This is a genomic window from Delftia sp. WSY_12, from assembly GCF_043104645.1.
Classification (GTDB): domain Bacteria; phylum Pseudomonadota; class Gammaproteobacteria; order Burkholderiales; family Burkholderiaceae_C; genus Comamonas; species Comamonas tsuruhatensis.
Window position 1 is genome coordinate 56295 of record NZ_JBICKW010000022.1, and the last position, 26371, is coordinate 82665.

General features: G+C 67.4%; 26 protein-coding genes, 1 pseudogene and 1 riboswitch. Of the genes and pseudogenes, 18 read left to right on the plus strand and 9 right to left on the minus strand.

Features of this window, described 5'->3' with window-relative positions:
* Positions 1-7: 7 nt before the first annotated feature.
* The gene (locus ACF8LI_RS12655; protein WP_312839808.1) at positions 8-940 is read left to right on the plus strand and encodes a LysR family transcriptional regulator; all 933 of its coding nucleotides are present in this window, start codon (positions 8-10) and stop codon (positions 938-940) included.
* A gap of 166 nt (positions 941-1106) precedes the next feature.
* Positions 1107-1964: a hypothetical protein gene (locus ACF8LI_RS12660; RefSeq protein WP_209803249.1), complete on the plus strand. Its 858-nt coding sequence runs from the start codon at positions 1107-1109 to the stop codon at positions 1962-1964.
* Between the two features lie 10 nt (positions 1965-1974).
* On the opposite strand, the gene prpR is transcribed toward ACF8LI_RS12660, so the two are convergent.
* The gene (gene prpR, locus ACF8LI_RS12665; protein WP_312839809.1) at positions 1975-3975 is read right to left on the minus strand and encodes a propionate catabolism operon regulatory protein PrpR; all 2001 of its coding nucleotides are present in this window, start codon (positions 3973-3975) and stop codon (positions 1975-1977) included.
* A gap of 219 nt (positions 3976-4194) precedes the next feature.
* Here prpR and ACF8LI_RS12670 point away from each other — a divergent pair, with 219 nt between their 5' ends.
* Genes ACF8LI_RS12670 through ACF8LI_RS12680 form a run of 3 tightly spaced genes read left to right on the plus strand, consistent with a single transcriptional unit; the run spans position 4195 to position 7165 of the window.
* Positions 4195-5205, plus strand: a complete 1011-nt coding sequence (locus tag ACF8LI_RS12670) for a tripartite tricarboxylate transporter substrate binding protein (RefSeq protein ID WP_017405022.1) — start codon at positions 4195-4197, stop codon at positions 5203-5205.
* Positions 5206-5249: 44 nt separating this feature from the next.
* Complete coding sequence (locus tag ACF8LI_RS12675) at positions 5250-6260, plus strand: tripartite tricarboxylate transporter substrate binding protein (protein WP_074922328.1); 1011 nt, start codon at positions 5250-5252, stop codon at positions 6258-6260.
* Between the two features lie 44 nt (positions 6261-6304).
* Positions 6305-7165 (plus strand): oxaloacetate decarboxylase, encoded by an 861-nt coding sequence (locus tag ACF8LI_RS12680; RefSeq protein ID WP_016445909.1) that lies wholly within the window; start codon positions 6305-6307, stop codon positions 7163-7165.
* 44 nt (positions 7166-7209) lie between these two features.
* Here the strand turns inward: ACF8LI_RS12680 and ACF8LI_RS12685 are convergent, their stop codons facing one another.
* Positions 7210-7806, minus strand: coding sequence for a TetR/AcrR family transcriptional regulator (locus ACF8LI_RS12685; protein ID WP_026062285.1), 597 nt, complete (start codon positions 7804-7806; stop codon positions 7210-7212).
* 123 nt (positions 7807-7929) lie between these two features.
* Between ACF8LI_RS12685 and ACF8LI_RS12690 the strand changes: the two genes are divergently transcribed.
* Positions 7930-9150 (plus strand): MFS transporter, encoded by a 1221-nt coding sequence (locus ACF8LI_RS12690; protein ID WP_017405018.1) that lies wholly within the window; start codon positions 7930-7932, stop codon positions 9148-9150.
* 34 nt (positions 9151-9184) lie between these two features.
* Here the strand turns inward: ACF8LI_RS12690 and ACF8LI_RS12695 are convergent, their stop codons facing one another.
* Complete coding sequence (locus ACF8LI_RS12695) at positions 9185-10066, minus strand: LysR family transcriptional regulator (protein ID WP_016445906.1); 882 nt, start codon at positions 10064-10066, stop codon at positions 9185-9187.
* A gap of 113 nt (positions 10067-10179) precedes the next feature.
* Between ACF8LI_RS12695 and ACF8LI_RS12700 the strand changes: the two genes are divergently transcribed.
* Positions 10180-11724 carry an MFS transporter gene (locus tag ACF8LI_RS12700; RefSeq protein WP_154834401.1) on the plus strand — a complete coding sequence of 515 codons (1545 nt, stop codon included), beginning with the start codon at positions 10180-10182 and terminating at the stop codon, positions 11722-11724.
* Positions 11725-11827: 103 nt separating this feature from the next.
* On the opposite strand, the gene ACF8LI_RS12705 is transcribed toward ACF8LI_RS12700, so the two are convergent.
* Complete coding sequence (locus ACF8LI_RS12705) at positions 11828-12409, minus strand: superoxide dismutase (protein ID WP_016445904.1); 582 nt, start codon at positions 12407-12409, stop codon at positions 11828-11830.
* A gap of 318 nt (positions 12410-12727) precedes the next feature.
* Entirely contained in the window at positions 12728-14053 is a 1326-nt protein-coding gene (gene xseA / locus ACF8LI_RS12710) for an exodeoxyribonuclease VII large subunit (protein WP_310039467.1), read from the minus strand.
* A 395-nt stretch (positions 14054-14448) separates the two neighbouring features.
* Between xseA and ACF8LI_RS12715 the strand changes: the two genes are divergently transcribed.
* From ACF8LI_RS12715 to adk, 6 genes are all read left to right on the plus strand, one after another.
* On the plus strand, positions 14449-15081 hold the full coding sequence (locus ACF8LI_RS12715; protein ID WP_016445902.1) for a MotA/TolQ/ExbB proton channel family protein: 633 nt from the start codon (positions 14449-14451) through the stop codon (positions 15079-15081).
* A gap of 22 nt (positions 15082-15103) precedes the next feature.
* Positions 15104-15529 carry a biopolymer transporter ExbD gene (locus ACF8LI_RS12720; protein ID WP_012205405.1) on the plus strand — a complete coding sequence of 142 codons (426 nt, stop codon included), beginning with the start codon at positions 15104-15106 and terminating at the stop codon, positions 15527-15529.
* Between the two features lie 13 nt (positions 15530-15542).
* Positions 15543-16559, plus strand: coding sequence for a tetraacyldisaccharide 4'-kinase (lpxK, locus tag ACF8LI_RS12725; protein WP_392412961.1), 1017 nt, complete (start codon positions 15543-15545; stop codon positions 16557-16559).
* Between the two features lie 64 nt (positions 16560-16623).
* A complete protein-coding gene (locus ACF8LI_RS12730; RefSeq protein WP_016445900.1) occupies positions 16624-16806 on the plus strand; it encodes a Trm112 family protein in 183 nt (60 codons plus the stop codon).
* Positions 16807-16859: 53 nt separating this feature from the next.
* Positions 16860-17654, plus strand: a complete 795-nt coding sequence (gene kdsB, locus ACF8LI_RS12735; RefSeq protein WP_017405014.1) for a 3-deoxy-manno-octulosonate cytidylyltransferase — start codon at positions 16860-16862, stop codon at positions 17652-17654.
* Positions 17655-17910: 256 nt separating this feature from the next.
* The gene (gene adk / locus ACF8LI_RS12740; protein ID WP_016445898.1) at positions 17911-18567 is read left to right on the plus strand and encodes an adenylate kinase; all 657 of its coding nucleotides are present in this window, start codon (positions 17911-17913) and stop codon (positions 18565-18567) included.
* A 90-nt stretch (positions 18568-18657) separates the two neighbouring features.
* On the opposite strand, the gene ACF8LI_RS12745 is transcribed toward adk, so the two are convergent.
* Positions 18658-19647, minus strand: a complete 990-nt coding sequence (locus tag ACF8LI_RS12745; RefSeq protein WP_376753349.1) for an asparaginase — start codon at positions 19645-19647, stop codon at positions 18658-18660.
* A gap of 98 nt (positions 19648-19745) precedes the next feature.
* On the opposite strand from ACF8LI_RS12745, the gene lexA reads away from it, so the two are divergent.
* Entirely contained in the window at positions 19746-20420 is a 675-nt protein-coding gene (gene lexA, locus ACF8LI_RS12750) for a transcriptional repressor LexA (RefSeq protein ID WP_016445896.1), read from the plus strand.
* Between the two features lie 162 nt (positions 20421-20582).
* A complete protein-coding gene (locus tag ACF8LI_RS12755; protein ID WP_016445895.1) occupies positions 20583-20990 on the plus strand; it encodes a hypothetical protein in 408 nt (135 codons plus the stop codon).
* 83 nt (positions 20991-21073) lie between these two features.
* On the opposite strand, the gene ACF8LI_RS12760 is transcribed toward ACF8LI_RS12755, so the two are convergent.
* Positions 21074-22255 carry an MFS transporter gene (locus ACF8LI_RS12760; RefSeq protein WP_392412964.1) on the minus strand — a complete coding sequence of 394 codons (1182 nt, stop codon included), beginning with the start codon at positions 22253-22255 and terminating at the stop codon, positions 21074-21076.
* A gap of 141 nt (positions 22256-22396) precedes the next feature.
* On the opposite strand from ACF8LI_RS12760, the gene ACF8LI_RS12765 reads away from it, so the two are divergent.
* From ACF8LI_RS12765 to ACF8LI_RS12775, 3 genes are all read left to right on the plus strand, one after another.
* A complete protein-coding gene (locus tag ACF8LI_RS12765) occupies positions 22397-23278 on the plus strand; it encodes a helix-turn-helix transcriptional regulator (protein ID WP_047472432.1) in 882 nt (293 codons plus the stop codon).
* 157 nt (positions 23279-23435) lie between these two features.
* A complete protein-coding gene (locus ACF8LI_RS12770; protein WP_017405010.1) occupies positions 23436-23912 on the plus strand; it encodes a sigma-70 family RNA polymerase sigma factor in 477 nt (158 codons plus the stop codon).
* Between the two features lie 19 nt (positions 23913-23931).
* The gene (locus ACF8LI_RS12775; RefSeq protein ID WP_250439032.1) at positions 23932-24894 is read left to right on the plus strand and encodes a FecR domain-containing protein; all 963 of its coding nucleotides are present in this window, start codon (positions 23932-23934) and stop codon (positions 24892-24894) included.
* A 57-nt stretch (positions 24895-24951) separates the two neighbouring features.
* On the opposite strand, the pseudogene ACF8LI_RS12780 reads toward ACF8LI_RS12775, so the two are convergent.
* Positions 24952-25499 (minus strand): annotated as a pseudogene (locus ACF8LI_RS12780) (AAA family ATPase).
* A gap of 178 nt (positions 25500-25677) precedes the next feature.
* Positions 25678-26064 (minus strand): fluoride efflux transporter CrcB, encoded by a 387-nt coding sequence (gene crcB, locus ACF8LI_RS12785; protein ID WP_016445889.1) that lies wholly within the window; start codon positions 26062-26064, stop codon positions 25678-25680.
* 81 nt (positions 26065-26145) lie between these two features.
* Positions 26146-26209: riboswitch (Fluoride riboswitch) on the minus strand.
* Positions 26210-26371 lie beyond the last annotated feature (162 nt).

Below are 26371 nucleotides of genomic sequence, written 5' to 3' on the forward strand. Positions count from 1 at the left end.
TTGCGCCATGAGCACAAATCAAGCCCTGCCCCTGTTCGGGGAAATGGCCATCTTCGTCAAGGTGGTGGACACGGGCAGCTTCTCCGAGGCCGCGCGTCAGCTGGGCAGCACGCCATCGGCCACCAGCCGGGGCGTGGCGCGGCTGGAAAGGGCTCTGGGCCTGCGCCTGCTGGAACGCACCACGCGCAAGCTGCGCCTGAGCGAGGCCGGCCGCGAGGTGCATGCGCGCTGCCTGGACATGGTGGGCGCCGCCCAGGCCGTCATGGCTGCATCCCTGCTTCAGGACGCGCAGCCGCGCGGCCTGGTGCGCATCAGCGTGCCCAAGGCCGTGGGCCGTACCGTGGTCCATCCCCACATGCCCGACTTCCTGGCCCTGTATCCCGAGGTCGACGTGCAGATGCGGCTGGAAGACCGCTACATGGACCTGATCGACGACCCGGTGGACCTGGCCATACGCATCACCAACCACCCGCCGCCGGGCCTCATGGGCCGCCACCTGATGGACATCGACCATCTGCTGTGCGCCTCGCCCCAGTACCTGGCCCGGCACGGCACGCCCGTGCATCCGCTGGAGCTCAAGGCCCACAGCTGCATCTACCTGGGGGAGGAGCCCGGCGACGCGCACTGGAAGCTGCGCGGCCATGGCAAGACCGTCACCGTGGCCGTGCGCGGGCGCTATGCCGCCAACCACACCGGTGTGCGGCTGGACGCCGTGCTGCAGCACATCGGCATCGCCAGCCTGCCCCGCTTCACAGCACGCGAGGCCCTGGCGGACGGGCGCATCGTGCAGGTGCTGCCGGACTGGAGCTTCCTGCCCAACTACAGCGGCCAGCTGTGGATTCTTCACCCGCCCACCAGACATCTGCCACTGAAGCTGCGCGTGCTGATGGATTTCCTGGCCGAGCGGCTGGGTGGCACTGGTGGGATGCGTGTTTCGTGATTCTTCCATGTGATTTTCAATAGCCAACGGCAATCACGACGGCCATTTGATTCGGACATAAACCCAAATGACTCCGTCATCCTGGGTGATTCAGCATTCCGAGGTGGATCGCGGTTAAAGTCCGGCATCCATTCGATTCAACATCTTCAAAACCAACGGAGCAAGCATGTCAAAGCGACTGAATGGCCTCATGGCCGCGGCCCTTGCCGCCTTCATTTCCACGCCCGCGCTGGCCATTCTTCCGGATTCGGGAATGTGGAGCATTGGAGAGGAGCTCAATGGCAAGCCCGGGCGCGGCATTCAGATCGACAGGCAGGGTGGCTCCACGCTGATCCTGACCTATTTCGGTTATCGCGCGGACGGATCGTCCCTGTTCCTGCAGGCCGCAGGCACGCTGAAGGACGGCAAGCAGTTTGACGGCGTGCTCACGGAATACCGCAATGGCCGCGCACTGGGTGGCCAGGCCCGCGATGGAGAGCTTGCACAGGAGGCTGGCCCGGTCAGGATCGTCTTCGATTCCTCCACCACGGCGACGATCACCCTGCCCGGCGAGGCTCCGCAGCGCCTTCAGCGCTTCCAGTTCGAGGATCTGAGGAACCGGCTCAATTTCACGTTCTCGCACTCGAGCGCACAGGGCTACGCGCGCCTTTCATCCCCTGGCGAAATCACTTTCAAGGTGGATGAAAACACGCTGATTGCCGTTGAGAAGTCAAGCACGGGAAACACTGCCTGTGAGTACCAAGGAAATTTGAAGCCTTCGGGCAATGCCTTCCGCTCAGAAGGAACTGCGCAGTGCTTTTGGGGTGCCACCCCGAGAACCTATCTCTACAACATGGAAGACCTGAAGGTCGATGAATTCGGAGCGCTCAGCGCTCGCTTTTATTTCAGAGACAGTATTTCTCCAGAGCTCGCCCCTTTCCTGCGATCGGTCGTCGGGATATGCAAAGGCAGTATCGCCAACGTCGACGTGTTCCGGTGCCAGCCATCCGATCTAAAGCTGGACCCAGGTCTTTGGAAAGAATGATGACGGCGCGTCAGCCCCCCTGACTGCGCAGCCGCCGCCACAACGTGGCCCGGCTGATGCCCAGGATCTCGCAGGCGCGGCGCTGGTCGCCCTGTACCTGCTCCAGCACTTCGCGCATGCGCTGGCGCTCGGCATCGCGCCGGGCCTCGCGCAGTTGCAGTTGCCGCTGCTGCGCTGGCAGGGCCTGAACGGTACCCTGCCCAGCCCCGTCGCATTCAGGAAACAGCTCCCGCAAGCGGCCCATGTCCACGCGGCCCGCGCTGTCTCGCAGGTCGTGGCGGCAGGCCAGCAGGCGTTCCACCCAGTTGTCCAGCTCTCGCGCATTGCCGGGCCAGCGGTGGCCGGATGCCAGCTCCAGCAAGGCCGCCAGCAAGGGCTCCAGCGATGGCCCTTCCGCCTGCAGCGACTGCGTGCGCAGGCGCCGCGCCATCATGGCGCGGGCCAGGGCCTGGACATCGGCCGGGCCGCGTTCGTGCAGTCCGGGCATGGACAGGCGCAGCACGGCCAGGCGGTAGAACAGGTCACGCCGGAATTCACCGCGCTCGACCAGGGCCGCCAGATCGGCGTGCGTGGCGGCGATGACGCGCAGGTCCACCGGCACGGGCGTGGTGGAGCCCACGCGCAGCACTTCGCGCTCCTGCAGCACGCGCAGCAGGCGGGACTGCAGGGCCAGCGGCATATCGCCGATCTCGTCCAGGAACAAGGTGCCCGTATGGGCCGCCTCGATCAGCCCGGTCTTGCCGCCGCGCCGCGCGCCGGTGAAAGCGCCTTCGTCGTAGCCGAAGAGTTCGCTCTCCAGCAGGCTTTCCCCCAGGGCCGCGCAGTTCACCGCCAGGAAGGGCTGGGCCGCGCGCCGGCTGGCGCGGTGCATGCCCTGGGCCAGCAACTCCTTGCCCGTGCCGCTGTCGCCCTGGATGAGCACGGTGGCATCGCTGGCCGCGAACTGGCGCGCCAGGCGGCGCACGCGCTGGGCGGGTTCGCTGTCGCCCGCGTAATCTTCGATGCGCCAGCGCACGCCCGCGCCGCGCAGGCTGCGGTTGGCGCGCAGGTGGCGGTCGGCACGCTGGATGGTGGCCGGGTCGCGGCACACCAGCAAGGCGCCCGTGAGCTGGCCGTTTTCCACGATGGGCGCACGCCGCACGACCAGGGTGCGCATGGCCAGCTGGACCACGTCTTCACTGCCTTCGGGCTCCAGGGACTGCGACTGCAGCGCCTGTGCCAGTGCCAGCGCGGGTGCCACCTCGTCCAGCAGCCGGCCATGCAGCGCATTGGCGGGCGCGCCCAGCAGCGCGGCCATGGTGGGGTTCAGGGCCTGGATGCGGCCTTGCGTGTCCACGGCGACCACGCCGTCCTGCAACTGGCCGAGCACGGTTTCCAGCCGCTGGTGGCGGGCGCGCTCGGCATGGCGGTGGCGGGCCAGCAGCACGGCATCACGCAGGGCCTGCAGCACGGCGCCATCGGAGTACAGCAGCACGCTGGGAATGCCGGCCTGCTCGGCCAGGTCGGCCACCAGGCCGGGCGCGACGACGGCGCCCACGCCGGCGGCCTGCAGCGCACGTACGCAGGCCTGGGCATCTTCGGGTCCGTGGTAGCTGAACTGCGCAATGCCGGCGCCGAACAGCGCGTCGAACTGGGCCAGATGCGGCGAGGGATGGTCGAACGACACCAGCCCGATGCGCGGCGTGCCGCCGGACTGGGCCAGTGCACGTGCGCTGGCCAGCGCCTGCAGCAGATCGAAACCGCGCACCTCGATCATGACGACGGGGATATCGACCCGCTCGCGCACCCAGGCGCCGCTGGCCCCTGCGGCCACCAGGGCGTCTATGGGCTCGACCGCCTGCAGCGCACGCACGGCCTGCACGGCATCGTCAAAGGCCGCGCTGACATGCTCCACGCGCACCTGGTCGCCCACGGCCAGCGACATGCGCTCCAGCACGCGGCCGATGCGATGGCGGCCCACGGTGACGACGCGCGGCCAGGCTGCGCGGGGGCCGGCAGGGGTTGCATGCATGGAAGGCACAACTGATTCATTCATGCAACCGATTATTTCATTCATGCAACACCGCACCGGGCGAATCGGTGAATGCCTGCAGAGCAGACTTTTCAAGAATCACAAAACCCATTCACATCAACAACTTGCGATATCAAGGGTTTACCCTTTGATCCGGTGGCATGCCACTTGCAAACAGGGCAGGCGTTTCAATCATTTCAAGCATTTCCAGGAGACCCCATGAACCAGCCATCCCGCCTGCCCCGCCGCACCGCCCTGGCCACCCTGCTTGCCGCCGCGCTGCCGCTGGCCGGCGTGACCTGCTCCGTCGCTGCACGGGCTGCCGGCGCCGCCGATGCCTGGCCCACCCGCCCCATTCGCCTGGTGGTGCCGTTCTCGGCAGGCGGCGCCAATGACCTGATGGCACGATCGGCTGCCGAAGGCGCGTCCAGGATCCTGGGCCAGCCCGTGGTGGTCGACAACCGCGCGGGTGCGGGAGGCACGGTGGGCGCCGACATCGTGGCCAAGGCCCAGCCCGACGGCTACACCCTGCTGGTGAGCGCGGCTGGCGTGATCTCCAACAGCATGATCAAGAAGACCATGCCGTTCAAGGACGATGCGCTGGTTCCGGTGGCCATGATCGGCCTGGCGCCGTCCGTGATCGTGGTTCCCAAGAACGCGCCCTACCAGAACCTGCGCGATTTCGTCGAGGCATCGAAGAAGGGCCAGGGCTTCAATTTCGCCACGGCCGGCACGGGCAGCACGCCGCATTTCGTGGCCGAGATGCTGAACGTGAAGTACGGCGCCCAGCTGCAGCCCGTGCCCTACAAGAGCGGGTCGGAGAGCACGACGGCCGTGCTGGGCGGGCAGGTGGAGGGCACGTCGGAGGCCAGCATCATCGCCCTGCCCCACATCCTCAACGAAGGCAAGTTCAAGGCCCTGGCCACCACCTGGACGCAGCGCATCTCGGCCTATCCGCAGCTGTCCACCGCCGTGGAGCAGGGCTTTGCCGAGCTGCAGATCGCGCACTGGGCCGGCATCCATGCGCCCAAGGGGACGCCGCCCGCCATCCTGGACAAGCTGGCCGCCGCCGTGGACAAGGCCATGAAGGAGCCCGCCACCGTGGAAAAGCTCAAGGGCCTGGGCATCGAACCCATCGGAGGCACGCGCGCCGAGTTCGTGAAGTTCACAGACGCTGAACGCAAGCGCCTGGGCGAGATCGTCAAGGCCGCGAACATGCAGGAAAAGTGAACCGCTTGCGCCATCACCACCGATCCCAACCGAGACAAGACACCATGAATACCCGCCGCAACACCCTCCGCCTGGGCATGGGCCTGGCCCTCAGCGCCATCGCCGCCGCTGCCGCCCTGCTCGCTGCCCCCGCCACCGCCGTGGCCCAGGGCGCAGATGCCTGGCCCTCGCGCCCCATCAAGTTCATCGTGCCCTATGCGGCCGGCGGCTTTGCCGATACACGGGCCCGCAAGATCGCCGACAAGATAGGCCAGAGCCTGGGCCAGCCCATCGTGATCGACAACCGCGGCGGCGCGGGCGGCGTGACGGGCACGGATGCCATCGCCAAGGCCACGGACGGCCATACCTTCGGTTTCGGCTCGCCGGGTCCGCTGGTGACCAATCCCATGCTGATGAAAAAGCTGCCCTACAACGCCGCACGCGACCTGCAGCCCATCATCCTGATCGAAGAGGCGCCGCTGATCCTGACCACGGCGCCCAACCAGCCGTTCAAGACCGTGGCCGAACTGGTCGCGGCAGCCAAGGCCAAGCCCGGCACGCTGACCTATGGATCGTCGGGCGTGGGCGGTGCCCACCACCTGTCGGGCGAGCTGCTGGCCTTCCAGACGCGCACGGAAATGGTCCATGTGCCCTACAAGGGCGGCGCGCTGGCGGCCACCGACCTGATGGGCGGCCACCTGGCCTTCATGTTCGAGATGGGCTATGCGGCCCTGCCCGCCATCCAGGGCGACAAGGTCAAGGCGCTGGCCGTGTCCAGCAAGCAGCGACTGAAGGTGCTGCCCGGCGTGCCCACGCTGGATGAGGTGGGCATCAAGGGCTTCGAGTCATACAACTGGCTGGGCATGATCGCGCCGGCCAGCACGCCGCCGGCCGTGATCGAGCGCCTGAACAAGGCCGTGAACGAGGCCCTCAAGGACGCGGAGGTGCGCGCCATGATCGAGAACACGGGCGGCATGGTCATGGGCGGCACACCCCAGGCCTACGGCAAGTTCATCGAGGCCGAACGCGCCAAGTGGGGCCCGGTGATCAAGAACGCCAACATCACGCTGGACTGAGCGCCCACCCGCGCAGCACTTTTCCTCATCCGACAGAACCCTCCATGAACACCAAGCAACAACTCAAGGCCCTGGCCGAAGCGCGCCGCGGCGTGCTCGTGCCCGGCGCATTCAACGCACTGTCCGCGCGCGTCGTGGCCGATCTCGGCTTCGAGGCCATCTATGTGACCGGCGCCGGCGTGACCAATATGTGGTTCGGCCTGCCCGACCAGGCCTTCATGGGCCTGACCGACATCGCCGACCACACGGCCCGCATCCGCGACGCGGTGGATCTGCCGCTGATCGTCGATGCCGACACCGGCTTCGGCAACGCGCTCAACACCTACCACGCCGTGCGCACGCTGGAGCGCGCGGGCGCCGACTGCATCCAGATCGAGGACCAGATAAGCCCCAAGCGCTGCGGCCATTTCAATGGCAAGGAAGTGATTTCCACCGAGGAAATGCTGGGCAAGATCAAGGCCGCCGTGGACGCGCGCCGCGACCAGGGCACGCTGATCATGGCGCGCACCGATGCCTGCGCCACGCAGGGCTTCGAGGCTGCCGTCGAGCGCGCCCAGCGCTTTGCCGAGGCGGGAGCCGACATCCTCTTCGTGGAGGCCGTGACCCAGGCCGAAGAAATCCGCGCCCTGCCCCAGCGCCTGTCCACGCCGCAGCTGATGAACATGGTGATCGGAGGCAAGACGCCCATCACCGACGCGGGCGAGCTGGCAGACCTGGGCTATGGCCTGGTGCTGTATGCCAATGCCGCGCTGCAAGGCGCCGTGGCCGGCATGCAAAAGGCGCTGGGCCAACTGCGCAACGAGCGCAGGGTGGACGAGAACCCCGCCGTGGTCGCCCCCTTTGCCGAGCGCCAGCGCCTGGTCAACAAGCCGTTCTGGGATGCGCTGGAAAAGAAGTACGAGTGAAGCACGAGTGAAGTTCGAGCGAGGGCGGGCTGGCGCAGCGCCGCTCAGCCCCTCGCAGGCGCCTTCCACCCCTTGAGCGTCAACTCCAGCGCCTGCAGCGCCTGCTGCAGGCGTTCGGGGGGCGCTCCTTCCTCGGCAATCCAGAATGCCGACTCCACAAGGCAGCCATTGAGCAGGCGCGACATGGCCAGCGGATTGGCACGCACGATCACGCCGCGCTCCATGAGCTGCTCCAGGTAGCCGGCCACGAAGGCGATGCAGGCACGGTGCTGCTCGCCCTGGTCCGTGCCCGTCAGCACGGCGCGCGCATCCTGCAGCACGATGCGGCGTATCTCGCCCTCCTGCGCCATGGCCAGGTAGGCACGGCAGTAGGCCAGGAACCCCTCCCAGGGATCTGCATGGTCGGCCAGCACCTGCTCCAGGCGCGCGTCCATTTCGGCATCCATCTGCGCCACCACGGCGGCCAGCAGGCCCGGCTTGCCGCCGAAATGGTGGTACAGCGCGCCGCGCGTCAGGCCGGCCTTGGCCGTCAGTTCGTCCATGGAGGCCTGGGCATAGCCCTGGCTGCCAAAGGCCTCGCGCGCAGCCTCGATGAGCTTGGCGCGTGTCTCCTCGATCATGCTGGCCCGGCTTTTGCGCATGGCGCACTCCATTCACATACAAAACGTATGCCAATGATACGGCGCGTCATGGGCAACCCGTAGAATCGCTGACATACGCCGCGTATGTGATTGCAGCGGCCTGTCCGTTTTTCCGAGGTTTCCATGTTCCACGCCTACCGCCAGCTGTTCTCCCGGCCCGGCACGGCCGCCTTTGTGCTGGCCGGTCTCCTGGCCCGCCTGCCCCTTTCCATGACGGGTATCGGCCTGATCACCATGCTGTCCCAGCAGCGCGGCGCCTACACGCTGGCCGGCGCGGTCGCTGCCTGCTTTGCGCTGTCCATCGCGGTGCTGGCGCCCCGCATCTCGGCCCTGGTGGACCGCCATGGCCAGCGCAAGGTCCTGCCCTGGGCGGCGGCCGTGAGTGCTGCCGCCATGTTTGCGCTGCTGGCGTGCGCGCATTGGCAGGGACCGGAGTGGCTGCTGCTGGTGCTGGCAGCGCTGGTGGGTGCCCTGCCCAGCATGCCGGCCATGGTGCGTGCGCGCTGGACCGTGCTGCTGCGCGGCACGCCACAACTGCAGACGGCCTATGCGCTGGAGGCCGTGCTGGACGATGTCTGCTTCATCGTCGGCCCGCCCCTGTCGGTCGGCCTGAGCATGGTGCTGTTCCCCGAGGCCGGGCCGCTGGCCGCCTCCTTGCTGCTGCTGGTGGGCGTGGCGCTGTTCGTGGCCCAGCGCCGTACAGAGCCACCCGTGGACACATCGCAGCGGCGCACGCGCCAGCAGTCGCTGGCCCGCCATCCCGTGGTACGCACGCTGGCGCTGTTCATGCTGGCCCAGGGCATCATCGTGGGCACCATCGACGTGGCCAGCGTGGCCTTTGCCACGCAGCAGGGCCAGCCGGCGGCGGCCAGCATCGTGCTGTCGTTCTATGCGCTGGGCTCCTGCGTGATGGGACTGGTGTTCGGCACGCTGCGCCTGAAGGCGCCGCTGCACCGCCAGATCGCCTGGGTGGGCGCCTCGGTCTGCATCACGGCCGTGCCCCTGCTGCTGGCCACCAATGTGTTCACGCTGACCCTGGCCGTGCTGCTGGCCGGCATTACCTTCGGCCCGACCATCACCGTGGCCATGGGCCTGGTGGAGCAGCAGGTGCCGCCCCAGCGCCTGACGGAGGGCATGACCTGGCTGCTGACCGGCATTGCCATGGGCGTGGCCCTGGGCGCGGCCGCCGCCGGCTGGGCCACCGACCTGTGGGGCGCGCGCATCTCCTTCGTGGTGGCGCTGCTGGCCGGTGCTGTCATGTGGGCCCTGGGCGTGCTGGCCGCACGCCAGGCACGAACGAAAGAGAGCCCGCCTGCCGAAGACGCAGCCGCTGCCTGCACCTGAACACGGCCCCAACGCCCGCGCCAGCCCAGACCGCTCAGGCCGTGGCCATCAAGGCCAGCAGCTCGGCCAGGCGCTGGCGCATCCACAGCGCTTCGACCCCGGGCGCCAGCCCTTCCAGCCAGAGCATGCGCACGGTCAGCGGCGGCAGCGCCAGCCCCTCGCAGGCGCGTTGCCGCAGATGCGGGCGCAGATCGCCGAACTCGGCAATATTGACCGGCAGGATGGCCCAGCCCAGGCCGTCGGCCACCATGTCGGCAATCACATAGAAGCTGTTGGAGCGCCAGACGGCGGGACTGAGCACGGTGTCCTCCACGCCTTCGATGTGCATCAGCAACTGGCGGTGCGCGGCCAGCTGCCTGCGCGTCAAGGGCTCTGCGCCATCGAGCACATGGCCCTTGGCCACGCAAATGGTCTGCGGCACGCTGCCGATATGGCGCTGGGCACAGGTGGCCGGCGCAGGCGCTCGGTCGAACTGGAAGGCGACCTGGGCACGCTGCGCCGCCACATGCTCGGCCACTTCGGAGGCCGTGCCGTTCAGCACGGTCAGCTCCATGGCCGGAAAGCGTGCCGCCAGCTCCTTGAACAGCTGGGCCAGCGGCACATAGGGCAATGCCTCGTCCAGCGCAACGGCCAGGCGCGCCTGCCCGCCTGCGGCCAGGGCGCGTGCGCGGTGGTCCATGGCCTGGGCCTGGTGCAGCAGGGACCGGGCCTCCAGCAGCATGACCTCGCCTGCGGCCGTGAGCCGCACATGGCGTCCCACACGGTCGAACAGCTCCAGCCCCAGATCGGCCTCCAGCAGGCCGATGGCCGTGCTCACGGCCGATTGCGCACGGCCCAGGCGGCGCGCAGCCTCGGTCATGGTGCCGGCCTCGGCCACCGCCACGAAATGCCTCAGTCTGTCCAGTGTCCATTCCATCCATCAATTTTATGGATTGAATCAAACTTTGATAAAGCATTTTATTGATGGAAACTGCGGCTTTCATCCAAAGGAAGCTCCGGCCCACAAGGCCAGGGGCAAACAGGTGCTTTATGGCGTTCACGACGCAAACCCGGGTCCCCGCTGCGGGGCATCCCTCCAAATCTCTGGCGGCCGACCCGCGCCGCTGGCTGGTGCTGGCCATCGTCTCGGTGGCGCTGCTGCTCATCGTCATCGACATGACGGTGCTCTACACGGCACTGCCGCGCCTCACGCATGACCTGGCGGCCACGGCCTCCGCCAAGCTGTGGATCGTCAATATCTATGCCCTGGTGGTTTCCGGCCTGCTGCTGGGCATGGGCACGCTGGGCGACAGGCTCGGCCACAAGCGGCTGTTCATGGCCGGGCTGTGCGTGTTCGGCCTGGCATCGCTGTGCGCGGCCTTTGCGCCCTCGCCCGCCCTGCTGATTGCGGCGCGCGCGCTGCTGGGCGTGGGCGCGGCCATGATGATGCCGGCCACGCTGTCCCTGATCCGCCTGAGCTTTGCCGATGAGCGCGAGCGCGCGCTGGCCATCGGCATCTGGGCCTCGGTGGCATCGGGCGGTGCGGCCTTCGGCCCCGTGGTAGGCGGGCTGCTGCTGGAGTATTTCTGGTGGGGCTCGGTGTTCCTGATCAACGTGCCCATCGTGCTGCTGGCCCTGCCCCTGGCCTGGTGGCTGATTCCCGCAGGCGGCGCCACCTCGCAGCGGCCCTGGGACTTTGTGGGCTCGCTGCAGGTCATGGCAGGCCTGGTGGCAAGCACCTACGCGATCAAGGAGGCTGGCAAGCAATCGCCCGACTGGGCCCTGGCCGCCGTGGTCCTGGTGCTGGGCCTGGGCTTTCTTGCCCTGTTCGTGCGGCGCCAGCGGCGCAGCAGCGACCCGCTGCTGGACTTCGCCCTGTTCCGCAACCCGGCCTTTGCCACGGCCGTGGCCTCGGCCCTGGTGGCAGCGGCAGCGCTGATCGGCATGGAACTGGTCTTCAGCCAGCGCCTGCAACTGGTGCAGGGCCTGTCTCCGCTGCAGGCGGGCCTGGCCGTGCTGCCGCTGCCGCTGGCCGCCTTTGTTGCCGGCCCCGTCGCAGGCCACTGGCTGCCGCGAGTGGGTGGGGCCCGCATGCTGCCGGCCTCCCTGTTGCTGTCGGGCCTGGGCATGGGCGGCTACCTGCTGGTCCATGACATGGGCTGGTGGCCGCAGGCGGCAGCGCTGGCCCTGCTGGGCCTGGGCATAGGCGCGGCCATGACCACGGCGTCGAGCACCATCATGCAAAGCGCTCCCGCAGACCGTGCAGGCATGGCGGCTTCGGTCGAGGAGGTGTCATACGAGCTGGGCGGCGCCCTGGGCGTGACGCTGATGGGCAGCCTGCTGTCGGCCGTGTACGCAGGCTCTTTGCGCCTGCCTGAGGGGCTGGGCCTGGCCCTGCCCGATTCCGTGCGCGACAGCCTGGACGAAGCCCTGCTGGCCGCCGAACAGCTGAGGCCTCAGGCCGCGCACCAGTTGACCGAACTGGCACGCACGGCCTTCGGCCAGGGTTTCAGCGCCGTGATCGCCGGCGCCACGCTGCTACTGGTGTGCACGGCGCTGTGGACGGGGTGGCGGCTGCGCGGTCAGCGCCGCTGAACGGCGGCACCCCGGCCTCAGCCAGAAAGCCAAAAAGCCCCTTTCGGGGCTTTTTGGGCGCTGCGTGCACGTTGCGCGTGCACATTGCTGGCAGCTGCTTCGATCAGGCGAAATTCTGCTCGGCAAACTTCCAGTTCACCAGCTTGTCGAGGAAGGTCTCGACGAACTTGGGACGCAGGTTGCGGTAGTCGATGTAGTAGGCGTGCTCCCAGACGTCCACGGTCAGCAGGGCCTTGTCTTGCGTGGTCAGGGGCGTGCCGGCGGCGCCGGTGTTGACGATGTCCACCGAACCGTCGGCCTTCTTCACCAGCCAGGTCCAGCCGGAGCCGAAGTTGCCCACGGCCGACTTCACGAAGGCTTCCTTGAAGGCGGCATAGCTGCCCCACTTCTTGTTGATGGCGTCAGCCAGGGCGCCGGTGGGCTCGCCGCCACCGTTGGGGGCCATGCAGTTCCAGAAGAAGGTGTGGTTCCAGATCTGGGCTGCGTTGTTGTAGATGCCGCCGGAAGACTTCTTGACGATCTCTTCCAGGGTCATGCTTTCGAATTCGGTGCCCTTTTGCAGATTGTTCAGGTTCACCACATAGGCGTTGTGGTGCTTGCCATGGTGGTACTCCAGCGTTTCCTGGCTGTAGTGGGGTGCCAGCGCGTCAATCGCATAGGGCAGAGGGGGCAAGGTATGTTCCATGGTGTTTCCTTCGTGGTTGAAATCTTTTAGGACGGGCCAGCACCTGTTGCGCAGAGCGCATGCAGCGCCTGCCGTGACCGTCGCGCGGGGCCTGCATTGCGCGCATTGCTGCGAGCCCTGGCCCTCACGCACCCGAACGGGCATTGTAGGAACAAGTTCGTGACCCTGCGGCGAAAGCGCGCTCCAAATCGGCCATCTTGGCCCGCTGCCGCGAGGGTGGATGTGAATTGACCGCAATCCGGCCAATCGGCCTACACGGATACCGCCTGCCGCCCGCCACTCCCTGCACGCCGAACGCTGCACACAGCGGGCCGCAGTTCAGAGCAGGCGCGGCTGCGTCACCACCAGGTCCAGGCTGCCGTCCGCCAGTTGCGCCTGCAGCGCCGTGCCCGGTGGCGCACGGCGCGCCTCGGTCACGGGATGGCCCTCGGCATCGGTGAGCAGGGCATAACCTCGCTGCAGCACCAGGCGCGGGTCCAGCAGTTGCAGGCGAAGCTCCATGCGCGCCAGGTGATCCGCACGCCTGTCCAGGCCGCGGCGCATGCCCGCAGGCAGCTGCGCCTGCAGGCCCTGCCCCGCATGGTCCATGCGCTGCAGCCTCAACTGCATGGCATGGCGCAGGCGCTGCGCCTGGCGGCTGAGCTGCAGCCGGCTGCGCGCCAGCTGTTCGCTGGGCCGGCCCAGGCGCTGCGACGCCAGGTCAAGGCGCTGCTGCTGGCGGTCCAGAAGTCGTTGCACCCCGTCCTCCAGCCGGCCCTGCATGAGCTGCAGCGCACCCAACCAGACGTCGCGCGGCTGGCTCACCAACTCTGCCGCCGCCGTGGGCGTGGGCGCGCGCAGGTCGGCGCAGAAGTCGGCAATGGTGAAGTCGGTCTCGTGCCCCACGCCGCTGATCAGCGGCACCGGGCTTTGCACGATGGTGCGGGCCAGGCGCTCGTCATTGAAGGCCCAGAGGTCTTCGATGGAGCCGCCGCCGCGCACCAGCAAGATGGTGTCGATGTGCGGCGCGCCGGCCACCGATCCCGCGCCTTCCTGCGCCAGCCCATAAAGCCTTTGCAGCGCGTCGATCAGCGAGGCCGGTGCCTGCGCGCCCTGCACCAGGGCCGGCACCAGCACCACGGGGATGTGGGGCACGCGGCGGCGCAGCGCGGTGATCACGTCGTGCAGCGCGGCAGCCCCCGGCGAAGTCACCACGCCAATGCCGCGCGGCAGCGGCGGCAGGCTGCGCTTGCGCGCCGCATCGAAGAGGCCTTCGGCCTCCAGCTGCGCCTTCAGCCGCAGGAACTGCTCGAACAGTGCGCCCTGGCCTGCACGCTGCATGCTTTCGACGACCAGTTGCAGATCACCGCGCTGCTCGTAGACACCCAGCCGGCCCCGCAACTCGACCAGCTCGCCATCGCGCGGCGAAAAGTCCATGAGCTGGGCCGCGCGCCGGAACATGGCGCAGCGGATCTGCCCGCCGGCGTCCTTGATGCTGAAGTAGCAATGGCCGCTGGCCGCGCGCGAGAAGCCGCTGATCTCGCCGCGCACCGCCACCGGATTGAAGCGCGCCTGCAAGGCATCGCTCACGGCGCGGCACAGCGCGCCGACTTCCCAGACCAGCGGCGCCGCTGCTGGATTCATTGCGCCAAATGCACCGCTCATGCGGGCTCCCGGTCAGCATGCAGTGCAACATTCTCCACAGGCCGGCAGATGCAGCCTTGAAGAGGCACTTTGGCGATGATTTGCACAAGCAATCTCAAGAACACCTCGCAAGCATTTGATTAATAATAGATTTTTTACTGAAACAAAGAATTCACATTTGTCACAGTGGTCATTCGCCGTCGCCGCCGCATCTGCGCAGGCAGCTTGATAACAAAGTTATCCACAGAAAATTGTGCTATATGAGCAAGCCCGAGGCCAGAAACCGGGACACCGCCCGTTGCCTGGATGCTGCGCCCGGTCACAGTTTTAGGCCGATCGCGCAGCCGGGACGCCTGGACCGGCCACATGGCTGGGCCATAATCGTCGGCTGCAGTTAAACGCGGGGGGAAAACAACTTGCTGTCGATCATACAAGCCGCAGGCTGGCCGATCTGGCCACTGATTGCCTGCTCCATCCTGGCTCTGGCCCTGGTCTTTGAACGCTTCGTGGCGCTGAAAACAGCCCGTGTTGCGCCGCCTGCCCTGTTGGGCGAGGCGATTTCCGTGTCCTCACGCGGCCTGCCCAGTCAGGAAGTCGTGCAGCAACTGGCACAGAACTCCACGCTGGGCGAGGTCCTGGCCAGCGGGCTGCGCGCACTGCAGGCCCATCCGGACAGCAGCGAGGAAGAGCTGCGCGCGTCCATGGAAGGCGCCGGCCGCGCCGCCGCCCACACGCTGGAAAAGCACCTGAGCGCGCTGGCCACCATCGCCTCTGCCGCCCCTTTGCTGGGCCTGCTGGGCACGGTGATCGGCATGATCGAGATCTTCGGCTCGCAAGGCGGCGCATCGGCCACCGGCGGCAGCAACCCCGCCCAGCTGGCGGCCGGCATCTCCATCGCCCTGTACAACACGGCCTTCGGCCTGATCGTCGCCATTCCGGCCCTGATCTTCTGGCGCTACTTCCGCGCCCGCGTCGACGGCTACCTGCTGGGCATGGAGCTGGCTTCCGAACAGTTCGTGCGCCACCTCACCCGCGTCGGCGGCAAGTGAACCAGCACGCGAGAGACCTGACATGAACTTCCGTCCCCGCCGCCGTGACGAGCCCGAGATCAACCTGATCCCGTTCATCGACGTGCTGCTGGTGGTGCTGATCTTTCTGATGCTGTCCACCACCTACAGCAAGTTCACCGAGCTGCAGCTGACCCTTCCGGTGGCCGACGTCGAGCAGCAGCGCGACCGGCCCCGCGAAATCATCGTCGCCATCGCAGCCGATGGCCGCTATGCCATCAACAAGACCGCCGTGGAAGACCGCAGCGTCACCGGCCTGACCCAGGCGCTGGCCGCAGCGGCCGTCGCCGGCAAGGACAGCGTGGTCATCATCAGCGCCGATGCCACTGCGCCGCACCAGTCCGTGGTATCGGTGATGGAAGCCTCGCGCCGCGCCGGACTGTCCCAGATCACCTTCGCCACGCAGACCTCGGCCAGCGCCGGGCGCTGAAGGCAAGGCCGCCATGCCCCGGACTGGTCCTGCCCCCGCAGCCCGGGGGCTTCGCGCGGCCTGGCGCCGCCGCGGTCCGCTGGCCTGCGCGCTCCTTCCCCTGTCCCTGCTGTACCGCGCCCTGCTGGGCCTGCATCGGCTGCCATATGAACTGGGCTTCAGGCGTGGGGGCCAGGCCGGCATTCCGGTCATCGTCGTCGGCAACGTGATTGCGGGCGGCGCCGGAAAGACCCCCGTCACGCTCGCCCTGGCCCGCCATCTGCGCGATGGCGGCTGGAGTCCCGGCATCGTCTCGCGCGGCTATGGCCGCAGCACGGACGACTGCCGCGAGGCCCGTCCTGACAGCGCCCCCGCCGACGTGGGTGACGAGCCCGCGCTGCTGGCGCGTGCCAGCGGCGTGCCGGTCTTCGTGGCCCGCAAGCGCATCGAGGCCGTCCAGGCCCTGCGCGCCCGCCATCCGCAGGTGGATGTGGTCATCAGCGACGACGGCCTGCAGCACCTGGCCCTGGCCCGCGACATCGAGCTGTGCGTCTTCAATGACGACGGCATCGGCAACGGCTGGCTGCTGCCGGCCGGCCCGCTGCGCGAGCCCTGGCCGCGCCCCGTCACCGCCGTGCTGCATGCAGGCGCAGCCCCCGACACCGACGCCCCCGCGTTTGCCATGCGGCGCCAGCTGTCCAGCGAAGCCGTCAATGCCCAAGGCGAGCGCATCGCACTGTCCGCCCTGCGTGCGCAGCCCGTGGAGGCCGTGGCGGCAGTGGCCCGGCCCGAAGGCTTTTTCTCCATGCTGACCCGCGAGCAAGGCCTGACGCTGGAGCATGTCCAGGCGCTGCCGGATCACTATAATTTTGAGAGCTTCCAGCGCCTGGGGCGCAACGAAGACCCGCTGGTCTGCACCGAAAAAGATGCCGTCAAGCTGTGGCGCACCCATCCCCAGGCCTGGGCGGTTGCGCTGCAATTGCAGCTGCCGGCGGATTTCTGGGCGCTGCTGGATGAGCGGCTGCAGGCACTGCGCCCCTGCCCCGCCTGACTATCATCTCCGTCTCGGCTGGCTGCCACGGCCCGCCCTTTCCCTTCAAAACACAGGATCCGCCATGGACGCCAAACTTCTCGAACTGCTGGTCTGCCCCGTCACCAAAGGCCCGCTGCGCTTTGACCGCGAGCACCAGGAACTGGTCTCGCGCAGCGCGCGCCTGGCCTACCCGGTGCGCGACGGCATTCCCGTGCTGCTGGAAACCGAGGCCCGCACGCTGGACGACGACGAGATCGAGGACTGATTTTTCCCATCACCTGCGCCGCCCCACGCCTTCGCCTCACTCCTGCACGCACCATGTCCTCCGCGCCCTTCACGGTTCTGATTCCCGCCCGCCTGTCTTCCAGCCGCCTGCCGGGCAAGCCTCTGGCCGACATTGCAGGGCTTCCCATGGTCGTGCGCGTGGCACAGCGCGCCAGCCGCAGCGGCGCCGCACGGTGCGTGGTCGCAGCCGATGACGAAAGCATCCTCGCCGCCTGCGCCGCGCATGGCGTGGCGGCCGTGCTCACGCGCAACGACCATGCCAGCGGCAGCGACCGACTGGCCGAGGCCTGCGCGCTGCTGGGTCTCGATGGCGATGACATCGTGGTCAATGTCCAGGGCGACGAGCCGCTGATCGCCCCCGAACTCATCGACGCCGTGGCCGCCCTGCTGCCCCGGCAACCTTCGGCCAGCATGGGAACGGCGGCGCATGCCATTGACAGCCTTGCCGACTTCGTCAACCCGAACGTGGTCAAGGTCGTCTGCGATGCCCAGGGCATGGCCCACTATTTCAGCCGTGCGCCCATTCCCTTCGCGCGCGAGCATGCGGACCAGGCATGGTGGGAGACGGAATCGGCCGCCTTGGGCCACCCCGGCTTCGCACCGCTGCGCCACATCGGCATCTACAGCTATCGCGCCGGCTTCCTGCGCAGCTTCCCCCAGCTTTCCCAGGCACCCACCGAGGCACTGGAGGCCCTGGAGCAGTTGCGTGCGCTGTGGCACGGCCACCGCATCGCCGTCCATGTCACACCCCATGCACCCGGCCCTGGCGTGGACACGCGCGAGGATCTGGAGCGGGTGCGCGCCCAGCTGTCCAACCCGCCGGCCTGAATCGGCCGGCCGCTGAAAACGCACAAATGGCGATGCCGGGCATCGCCATTTGCAGCAACACCGCCCATGCGGTTTTGTCGGACAGCAAAACGCAGGTTTTGGCGATTGCACAGGCGACAGTTTTGCCCCGTGCGTGTAAGCCAGTGTTGGCCCTGTGCGTGCTATCCTTGCCCGCGACAAAAATATGACGCATGGACTGTCCGCCCCGGTGGGCCGATCCGGCAGACAAGAATTTCTACTCTCCTCAAGGACTTCCATGAAACTGATTTTGTTGGGCGCACCCGGCGCCGGCAAAGGCACGCAAGCCGCTTTCATCTGCCAGAAGTACGGCATTCCCCAGATCTCCACCGGTGACATGCTGCGTGCCGCCGTCAAGGCCGGCACGCCCCTGGGCCAGCAGGCCAAGGCCGTGATGGACGCCGGCCAACTGGTCAGCGACGACCTGATCATCAATCTGGTCAAGGAGCGCATTGCCCAGCCCGATTGCGCCAACGGCTTCCTGTTCGACGGATTTCCCCGCACCATTCCCCAGGCCGACGCCATGAAGGCCGCCGGCGTGAAGCTGGACTACGTGCTCGAGATCGATGTGCCCTTCGATGCCATCATCGAGCGCATGAGCGGCCGCCGCTCCCACCCCGCTTCGGGCCGCACCTACCACGTCACGTTCAACCCGCCCAAGGTAGAAGGCCTGGACGACGTGACCGGCGAGCCGCTGGTGCAGCGCGAGGACGACAAGGAAGAAACGGTCAAGAAGCGCCTGGACGTCTACAGCAGCCAGACCCGCCCGCTGGTGGACTACTACCGCGCCTGGGCCGAGAAGGAAGCCGCAGCAGCCCCCAAGTACCGCGCCATCAGCGGCCTGGGCTCGGTGGAAGACATCACCCAGCGCGCCCTGGCAGCACTGGCTGAATGACGCAGGCCATGCGCCAGACCCCAGAAAAGCACCCGCCGGGTGCTTTTTTGTTGCCCGCCTGCATCTGAAGCGCCGGCGACGCCCGGAGGATCAGTCGCGCGGCTGCGCGGCCAGCGCCAGCATCATGGCAATCCGCGCCTTGGCCACGGGCAGTTGGACCAGATCGGCCTCTGCGGGGTCCGTGCCAAGCCCCGAGGCAACGGGCAGGCCTTCGGCACAGCGCGTGCCCCGCCAGATCCAGACGCCTTTGTCGCGCGCACGCAGCAAGGCCGCTTCCATGCTTTCGTGAACGGTCGCATTGCCCGTGCCGGCCACCACGATGCCGCGCACGCCTGCGGCCACCAGCGCATCCACGCCGCAGGCACGCGCCAGGGCACTGCTGAACACCACCTCGACCCAGGGCAGCTCATCCAGCGCCAGCAGGTCAGACAGAGCGGGAGCGGAAATCACCATCCGCGCAACGGGGGCGACCGGCGTGACCGGCGCATCAGGCACCAGCCAGCGCACGCGTCCTTCCTCCACCACGGCCTGCGGGCCACCTTCCATGGAGCGCATGGCCTGCAGTCGGTAAGGGTGGACCTTTTGCACCTGGGCCGCCGCATGCACCTCGCCGCCGGCCACCACCCACACACCGCTGCGCCCGCCGCTGGCGGCCACGGTCACGGCATCGCGCAGATTCTGCGGTCCGTCGGCCAGCAGGGCCGTGGCCGGGCGCATGGCGCAAGTGAGCACGATGGGCTTGGTGGCAGGCAGCAGGCTGTGCAGCAGCCAGGCCGTCTCTTCCAGCGTGTCCGTTCCATGCGTGATCACCACGGCGCGTGTGTCCGCATCCTCCAGCGCCTGCGTGCAGGCACACAGCAACGCGCGCCACACGGGCCAGTCCATATCCTTGCTGTCCACCTGCGCGATCTGCTGCGTCTGCACAGGCCCCAGCGCCTGCTGCTCCAGATCCGGCACGGCATCGAGCAGCGACTGCACCGTGATCTGTCCGGCCTTGTATCCCACTGCCTGCGACTGCGAATCCGCCCGGCCGGCGATGGTGCCGCCCGTGCCAAGAATCACCAACTTTGACTGCCCCACTTGCACCTCTTGGAAAACTGGTTAAAAATACAGATACTGTATAAATCATCAGATGACTTCTCTGCCTGTCATCTGAATTCAAGGACCGGACGCACGCCATGCTCGACCATCCCAAGCTCACCGCCCGCCAGCAACAGATCCTGGACCTGATCCAGGCCGCCATCTCCCGCACGGGCGCTCCCCCCACCCGCGCGGAAATCGCCAACACGCTGGGCTTCAAGTCCGCCAACGCAGCAGAGGAACACCTGCAGGCCCTGGCCCGCAAAGGCGTGATCGAACTGGTCAGCGGCACCTCCCGCGGCATTCGCCTGCGTACCGACACCGTGCGCAACATCAATGCCGCACGCGGCACCAGCTTCGGGCTGCCGCTGTCGGCCCTGGCGCCGCTGATGCTGCCGCTGGTGGGCCGCGTTGCGGCGGGCTCGCCCATTCTCGCCCAGGAACATATCGACCAGACCTATTCCGTCGAACCCAGCCTGTTCCAGGTCCGCCCGGACTATCTGCTGCGCGTGCGCGGCATGTCCATGCGCGACGCGGGCATCATGGACGGCGATCTGCTGGCCGTGCAGTCCGCGCATGAAGCCCGCAACGGGCAGATCGTCGTGGCACGCCTGGGAGATGAAGTCACCGTCAAGCGCCTGCGCCGCACCACGCAGGGCGTGGAGCTCCTGCCGGAAAACCCCGATTACCCGGTGATCCGCGTCGCTCCCGAAGAGGCCTTTGCCATTGAAGGCCTGGCCGTGGGGCTGATCCGCAACAGCATGTCCATGTAAGCCGGACGGGCAGCCCTGCACGGGTTGCCACCCCCTATTTCATGCACCGCCCAGGTGGTAGGCGCGAAGCCTTGCAGCTTCGCCCTGGGCGGAGCTTTGCCCGCAAACCGCAATCCTGCCTGTGTCCATGCCTCTTTGAAATACGCCAACAGGAGTCGTCACATGGGATTCGCTCTGCCAACACTGTCTTCTCTGTCCTTCCTGCGCCTGGCACAGGGCATTCGCCTGCCCGCCGCCGCCATGGAGCCCGCCATGCGCACCATCCAGCCCGAATCGCCTGTGCAATCCGAGCAGGCGACCATCCTGTCCTTCAGCAAGGCACGCCGCCGCAGCCAGCAGCGGCGCAGCAAGTCAGCACGGCTGCCAGAACACAGGGATGCGCAGCTGCTGCTGCCCCTGCAACCCGAACTGCCCTCCCTTCCGGCAGATCAGGCCCTGCCTTCGGGTCTGCGCATCATCCAGCGCTCGCCGCAGGAGCAGCCCGAATGCCTGTTCATCTCGGGCCGCATGGCCGATGTCTGTGCCGCCCTGGAACGCATGGAAGCGCACGGCGCGCAGACACCGGCCTGAGGTCGCCCTGAGACCAACCCGTCCACCCGGTCTGCGAGAGCCCGGGCCTGTCTCTTGCCTTGCCCAGCGGCAGGGGCTGCGCATCAGGCCCTGACAGCCGCCGGTGCAGCACTTCCCTCGCTGCGCCGATTGCGCATGCACCACGCCTGCGCCGCGGCAACGCACAGAATGCACAGCACGACGCTCAACGAAAAACGCAGTCCGCGCGCATCGGACAGCATGCCGAACAACGGCGCCACCATGCCGCCTATCGACATGGCCAGCCCCAGGGTCAGCCCGCTGGCCGTGGCCTGGTTGCGCGGCAGATAGTCCTGGGCCAGCGTGACCTGGGCGGCAAACGGAAGAAACATGCACACGCCCAGGGCCATGGTGCAGGCCAGCGCCATCCATGGCGTGGAGGCCAGGGCCAGGGCCGCCAGAGCAGGCAATGCCAGCAGGTAGCCGGCGCGGATGGCCTGCATGCGCCCCCGGCGATCTGCAAGCGTGCCCCCCAGCAAAGTGCCCACCGCCGCAGCGGCTGTGAATGAGGTCAGCGTGGCCGCTCCCATGAAGTCCGAGCCGCCCAGCTCGTGCGTCACGAACATGGGCAGGGTGGACAGCACCGTCACATAGGGAATCGACCAGCAGACGATGACCCCGCACAGCAGGAAGAAGGCGCGCCAGTGGTTGGCGGGCAATTCGCCCTGCGCCACGGCCGGGCGCCGGGTGGCGCAATGGTCCTTGGCTCCATCCCGCCAGGTACAGGCATACCAGAGCACCAGCATGGCCGCTGCAGGCAGGGCCAGCATCCAGCTGCGGTGCAAGGCGCCTGCGCCCACCACGGCCGCAGCCAGCATGGGAGCGAACGATGCCCCCGCCGTTCCGCCCACCGAAAACACACTCATCGCCTTCTGCGAGCTGCCGCCCGCCATGCGGGCCGCCACCGTTGCGGACGGATGGTAGGCCGCGATCCCCAGGCCGCACAGCACGGCAGCCAACCAGCTGACCCAGTAGTCCGGGCTCATGCCCACCAGGGCCAGGCCCAGGGCGGCCACCACAAAGCCGGCCGGCACCATCCAGGGCCGCGGCGACCGGTCGGCATACAGGCCGAACAGCGGCTGGACCATGCTCGACAGGCCCGTGGCCGCCAGCATCAGGCCGCTGGCTTCCGTATAGCTGTAGCCGCGCTCCAGCACCATGAAGGGCAACAGCGCAGGAACCAGTCCCTGGTAGAGGTCGTTGATGGCATGCGTGCCCGTAAGCAGCCCCAGACGTGCGCGGTTCATGCCCTGCCTCCTGTCACGTCCGTCATTCTCGAAAGGGAAATCATCTCCATACCTGCCACTTTCCTGCGGATTGAAAGTGGGTCATCGTAGAAAGTGCATGATCTGCATTCCTGCTACGAAGCAACAACAATCGTCGAGAAAATGACAACCCGGCAAAGTGGTCCACTTTCCCATGCCCGCACCCGCGCCTGCCTGGATGACGTGCCTGCGGCCGCTCCATTGCCCCCGCACGGCGAGCACACGGCCCGCCCGGTCGTGGCCTTTGCCACAGACATGGCGGCCGGCGCGGCCATCGCACCGCATGCCCACCGCCGCGGCCAGCTGCTGCATGCCACCGAGGGAGTGATGCTGATCCGCGCGGATTCGGGCAGTTGGGTCGTCCCCCCGGGATGCGCCGTCTGGGTTCCACCACAGGCCCTGCACGCCATCCACATGGCCGCCGGCCCCGTGGCCATGCGCACCGTGTTCGTGGAGCCGGGGCTGCGGCCCGGCCTGTGGCAAGACTGCCGAGTGATGCAGGTCACGCCCCTGCTGCGCGAACTCGTGCTGGAGGCCATCGAGCTGCCCATGGACTACCCGCTGGGCGGCAGGGAGGAGCGTGTCATGCAGTTGATCCTCGACGAAATGGAGCGCGCCCGCGCCCTGTCCTTGCACGTGCCCATGCCCCGGCATGGCGCCCTGGCCGCCTGCTGCCGCAGCTTTGTGGACGACCCATCGCAGGACGCCGGCCTGGCCAGTTGGGCACAGCGGCTGCACATGCATCCCCGCACGCTGGCACGCCTGTTCCTGCGCGAGACCGGCATGAACTTCGGCGCATGGTGCCGCCAGGCCCGTCTTCTGCTCAGCCTGCCCCGGCTGGCCGCTGGCGCCTCGGTCCTGGAAGTGGCGCTCTCCCATGGATACGACAGTCCCAGCGCCTTCACCGCCGTCTTCCGGCGCAGCTTTGGCGCTCCGCCCAGCGCCTACCAGCGCAATCGCCCGGCGCAGGGCCGGCGTGGAAGTTCCGCCAGCATCTCCCTGTAGCGCACATGCAACAGAAAGATACCCAGTCCTCAGGAGTAAAGCCTGTGTGAAAGATAATTGATAAGCATTCTTATTATCTTTTGCAACCGACACCGCCACGTTGCCCATCTCGGCTTCTACGCCCGGCCTCCCCGCTTCTTTCGCACAAGCCCTCTCCGTGCACAGCCTCTACCAGAATCACCATCCCTGGCTGGAAAGCCTGCTGCGCAAGCGCCTGGGCAACCGTGACGATGCGGCCGACCTGGCCCAGGACACCTTCGTGCGCCTGCTGCGCTCGCCAGTGCCGCAGCAGGACATCCGCGAGCCCAGGCGCTACCTGGCCACCATCGCCCGCGGCCTGGTCACCGACCTGTTTCGCCGCCGCACGCTGGAGCAGTCCTATCTGGACTATCTTGCCCAGCTGCCGCAGTCGCTGGCGCCTTCGCCCGAGGAGCAGGCCATCGTCCAGCAGACCCTGCTCGACGTGGACCGCATGCTCCAGGGCCTTGCACCCAAGGTGCGCGAAGCCTTCGTCCTGTCCCATTTCGAGGAACTGAGCTACCCCGAGATCGCCGAGCGCCTGGGCGTGTCGCTGCGCACCGTCAGCAACTACCTGACCCGGGCGATGGAGCATTGCTGCCTGGTCCTGGCATAGCCACATGGGCGAGGGATCTTTGGAAAGCAACGACCGACGGGCCTTGCATGAGGCCGCTGCCTGGCATGTGAAACTGCGCGGCACCGCGGTGACGCCAAGCCTGCAGCAGGCCTGGACGGACTGGCACGAGGCCGACCCCGCCCACCAGCGCGCCTGGCTGCGCGTGCAATCCGTCACCGCACAGCTGTCGCATCTGCCCGCACCCTTGGCGCGCCAGGCGCTGGGCCGCCGCTCCGACCCCAATCGCCGTTCTGCGGTGCGTGCTGTGGCCCTTGGCCTGGGCAGCGGTGCCACGGCCTGGCTCGCCTGGAAAGGCGCGCCGCTCGAGCACTGGCAGGCCGCTCATCGCACCGCCACTGGCGAGCGCCGCGACCTGACGCTGCCCGACGGCTCCCTGGTGGCCCTGGATACAGCCACCTCCGTGGACGTGGCTTTCGACGACCGCCAGCGCCTGCTGCGCCTTTACCGCGGCCGCATCCTCGTCGCCACCGGGCCAGACGCACTGGGCCGCCCCTTCAGTGTGCAAACCCCGCAAGGCCATGTACTGGCCCTGGGAACGCGCTTCACGGTCCATGTCGCGGACGACGGCCTGTGCCATGTCAACGTGCAGGAAAAGACCGTGCGCCTGCAGCCCCTGGACAGCGAAGCCACCCCCACCGAGCTGCAGGCCGGGCAACACGCCGCCTTCTCGGCCAGCGCCGCCCAGCCACCCGCGTCTGCCGATCCCTTTGCCGCCAGCTGGCACGAAGGCGGACTGATCGCGCTGGACATGCCGCTGGGCCAGCTGATCGACGCCCTCGCCCGCTACCGGCCCGGCTACCTGGGCTGCACGCCCGAGGTGGCAGGCCTGCGTGTCTCGGGCGCCTTTCCCGTGGACGACACCGATCGCGCCCTGGCCGCGCTCGTCAGCCGCTTCCCCTTGCAGTTGAGCACCCGTACACGCTATTGGGTGCAAGTGCAGGCACGGTCTGGCGGGGATTGAGTAGGCGATCGAGGAGGCGTTCCAGTGGGCGAGCCGGCGGCCGCACGGCCTTTGCGGTCAGGCCCGTACATACGGGTGATGCACCACGTCGAAGCCCTCCTGTGCGCAAGGCGCGACAAAGTAGCTGGTGATCAGGTCGAACTGCTCATCGCTGGCCTGAAAGGGATGATCCCCCGCCGCATTGCGCGCACGCAGGCGCTGCAGACCTCATCGGGCACATCCAGGAAATGCAGGCGGTGGGAGGCACCCACCCTCTCGAACACGCTGCGCGCCCAACCTCTGCCTTCCAGCGTGTTGGCAGGAAAGTCCAGCACCACTGAAACGCCGGCATCCAGCAGCGCCTGCACATGTGCCCCCATCAATCCCTTGAGCCGCGCGCTGCAGCGCACATAGTCGGCCACCGACTGCATCTCGCCAGGATACAAACCGGCCAGCCAGGAATCCTCGCTGACCAGCACCGTGCCGGGCTGCGCCGCCAGTTGCCGTGCCAGCGTCGACTTGCCCGAGCCGATCTTGCCGCAGACCATGTGCAGCGTGGCCGGCCGCGCAGCGCGGGAATCGGCCTGGGCGTCGTCCGCATGGCGGGACGGTTCGAAAACCTGCATATCCATCTCCTGAAAGGCTTGTAAAAACCCTGGAGGCGGAATGAAAAAACCCGCCTCTTCTGGGCGGGTTGCATGGCGCTGAAGGCCGCTGGCTAACCCACCATCCAATGGATGGTGCGAATAATCTGCGATGCGTTCAGGCGGGCCATGGCGCACAGCATAGCGCAATCAGGGCGCCTCAATGGGCCACCATCCGAACCAGCCCCAGCCCCGCAAACAGCGCGGCAACGCCCAACACCAGCGAACCCAGCGCATACAGCACGGAAGCGAGCCAGTCGCCGCGCTCGTACAGCATGCCGATCTCCAGTGCGTAGGTCGAAAACGTGGTGAAGCCGCCCAGAATGCCCGTGGTGATGAACAGCCTCGCACTCTGCGGCAGCGAAGTCTTGAGCGCAAACCACTCCACCACCACCCCCATCACGAAAGCGCCCAGCACATTGATCGCCAAGGTGCCCAGCGGATAGGCACTGCCCACCAGCCGCAGTGCAAGCAGGTTCGAACCATGCCGGAGCGCGGAGCCGAGGCCGCCGCCCACGAACACCAAAATGAAACCGTAGATACCCATGACCGTCCTTTCATCAAACAACCGGGACGGGCGCGCCGGGCAGGATCAAGACACGGCCCTGCCACCGGCAGGACACGCCCCACCAAGGCAGGAGCCATCAGCCCCTTGCAGGGCGGTTTCGGGAAGCTCCATTCCCATCGTGCAGCCAGTGCTGCGGTGGTCGAGTTTACTCCGGGCAAGCGAGCACAGGCAGCCATCCCCTGGCGGCAATACCGACCCTGCATCCCTTGCAGCGGCCTATTGGAATAACTTAATCTCAACCGATTCACCGTACCGGGATACCATCACTCCCATTCATTCACCGAGA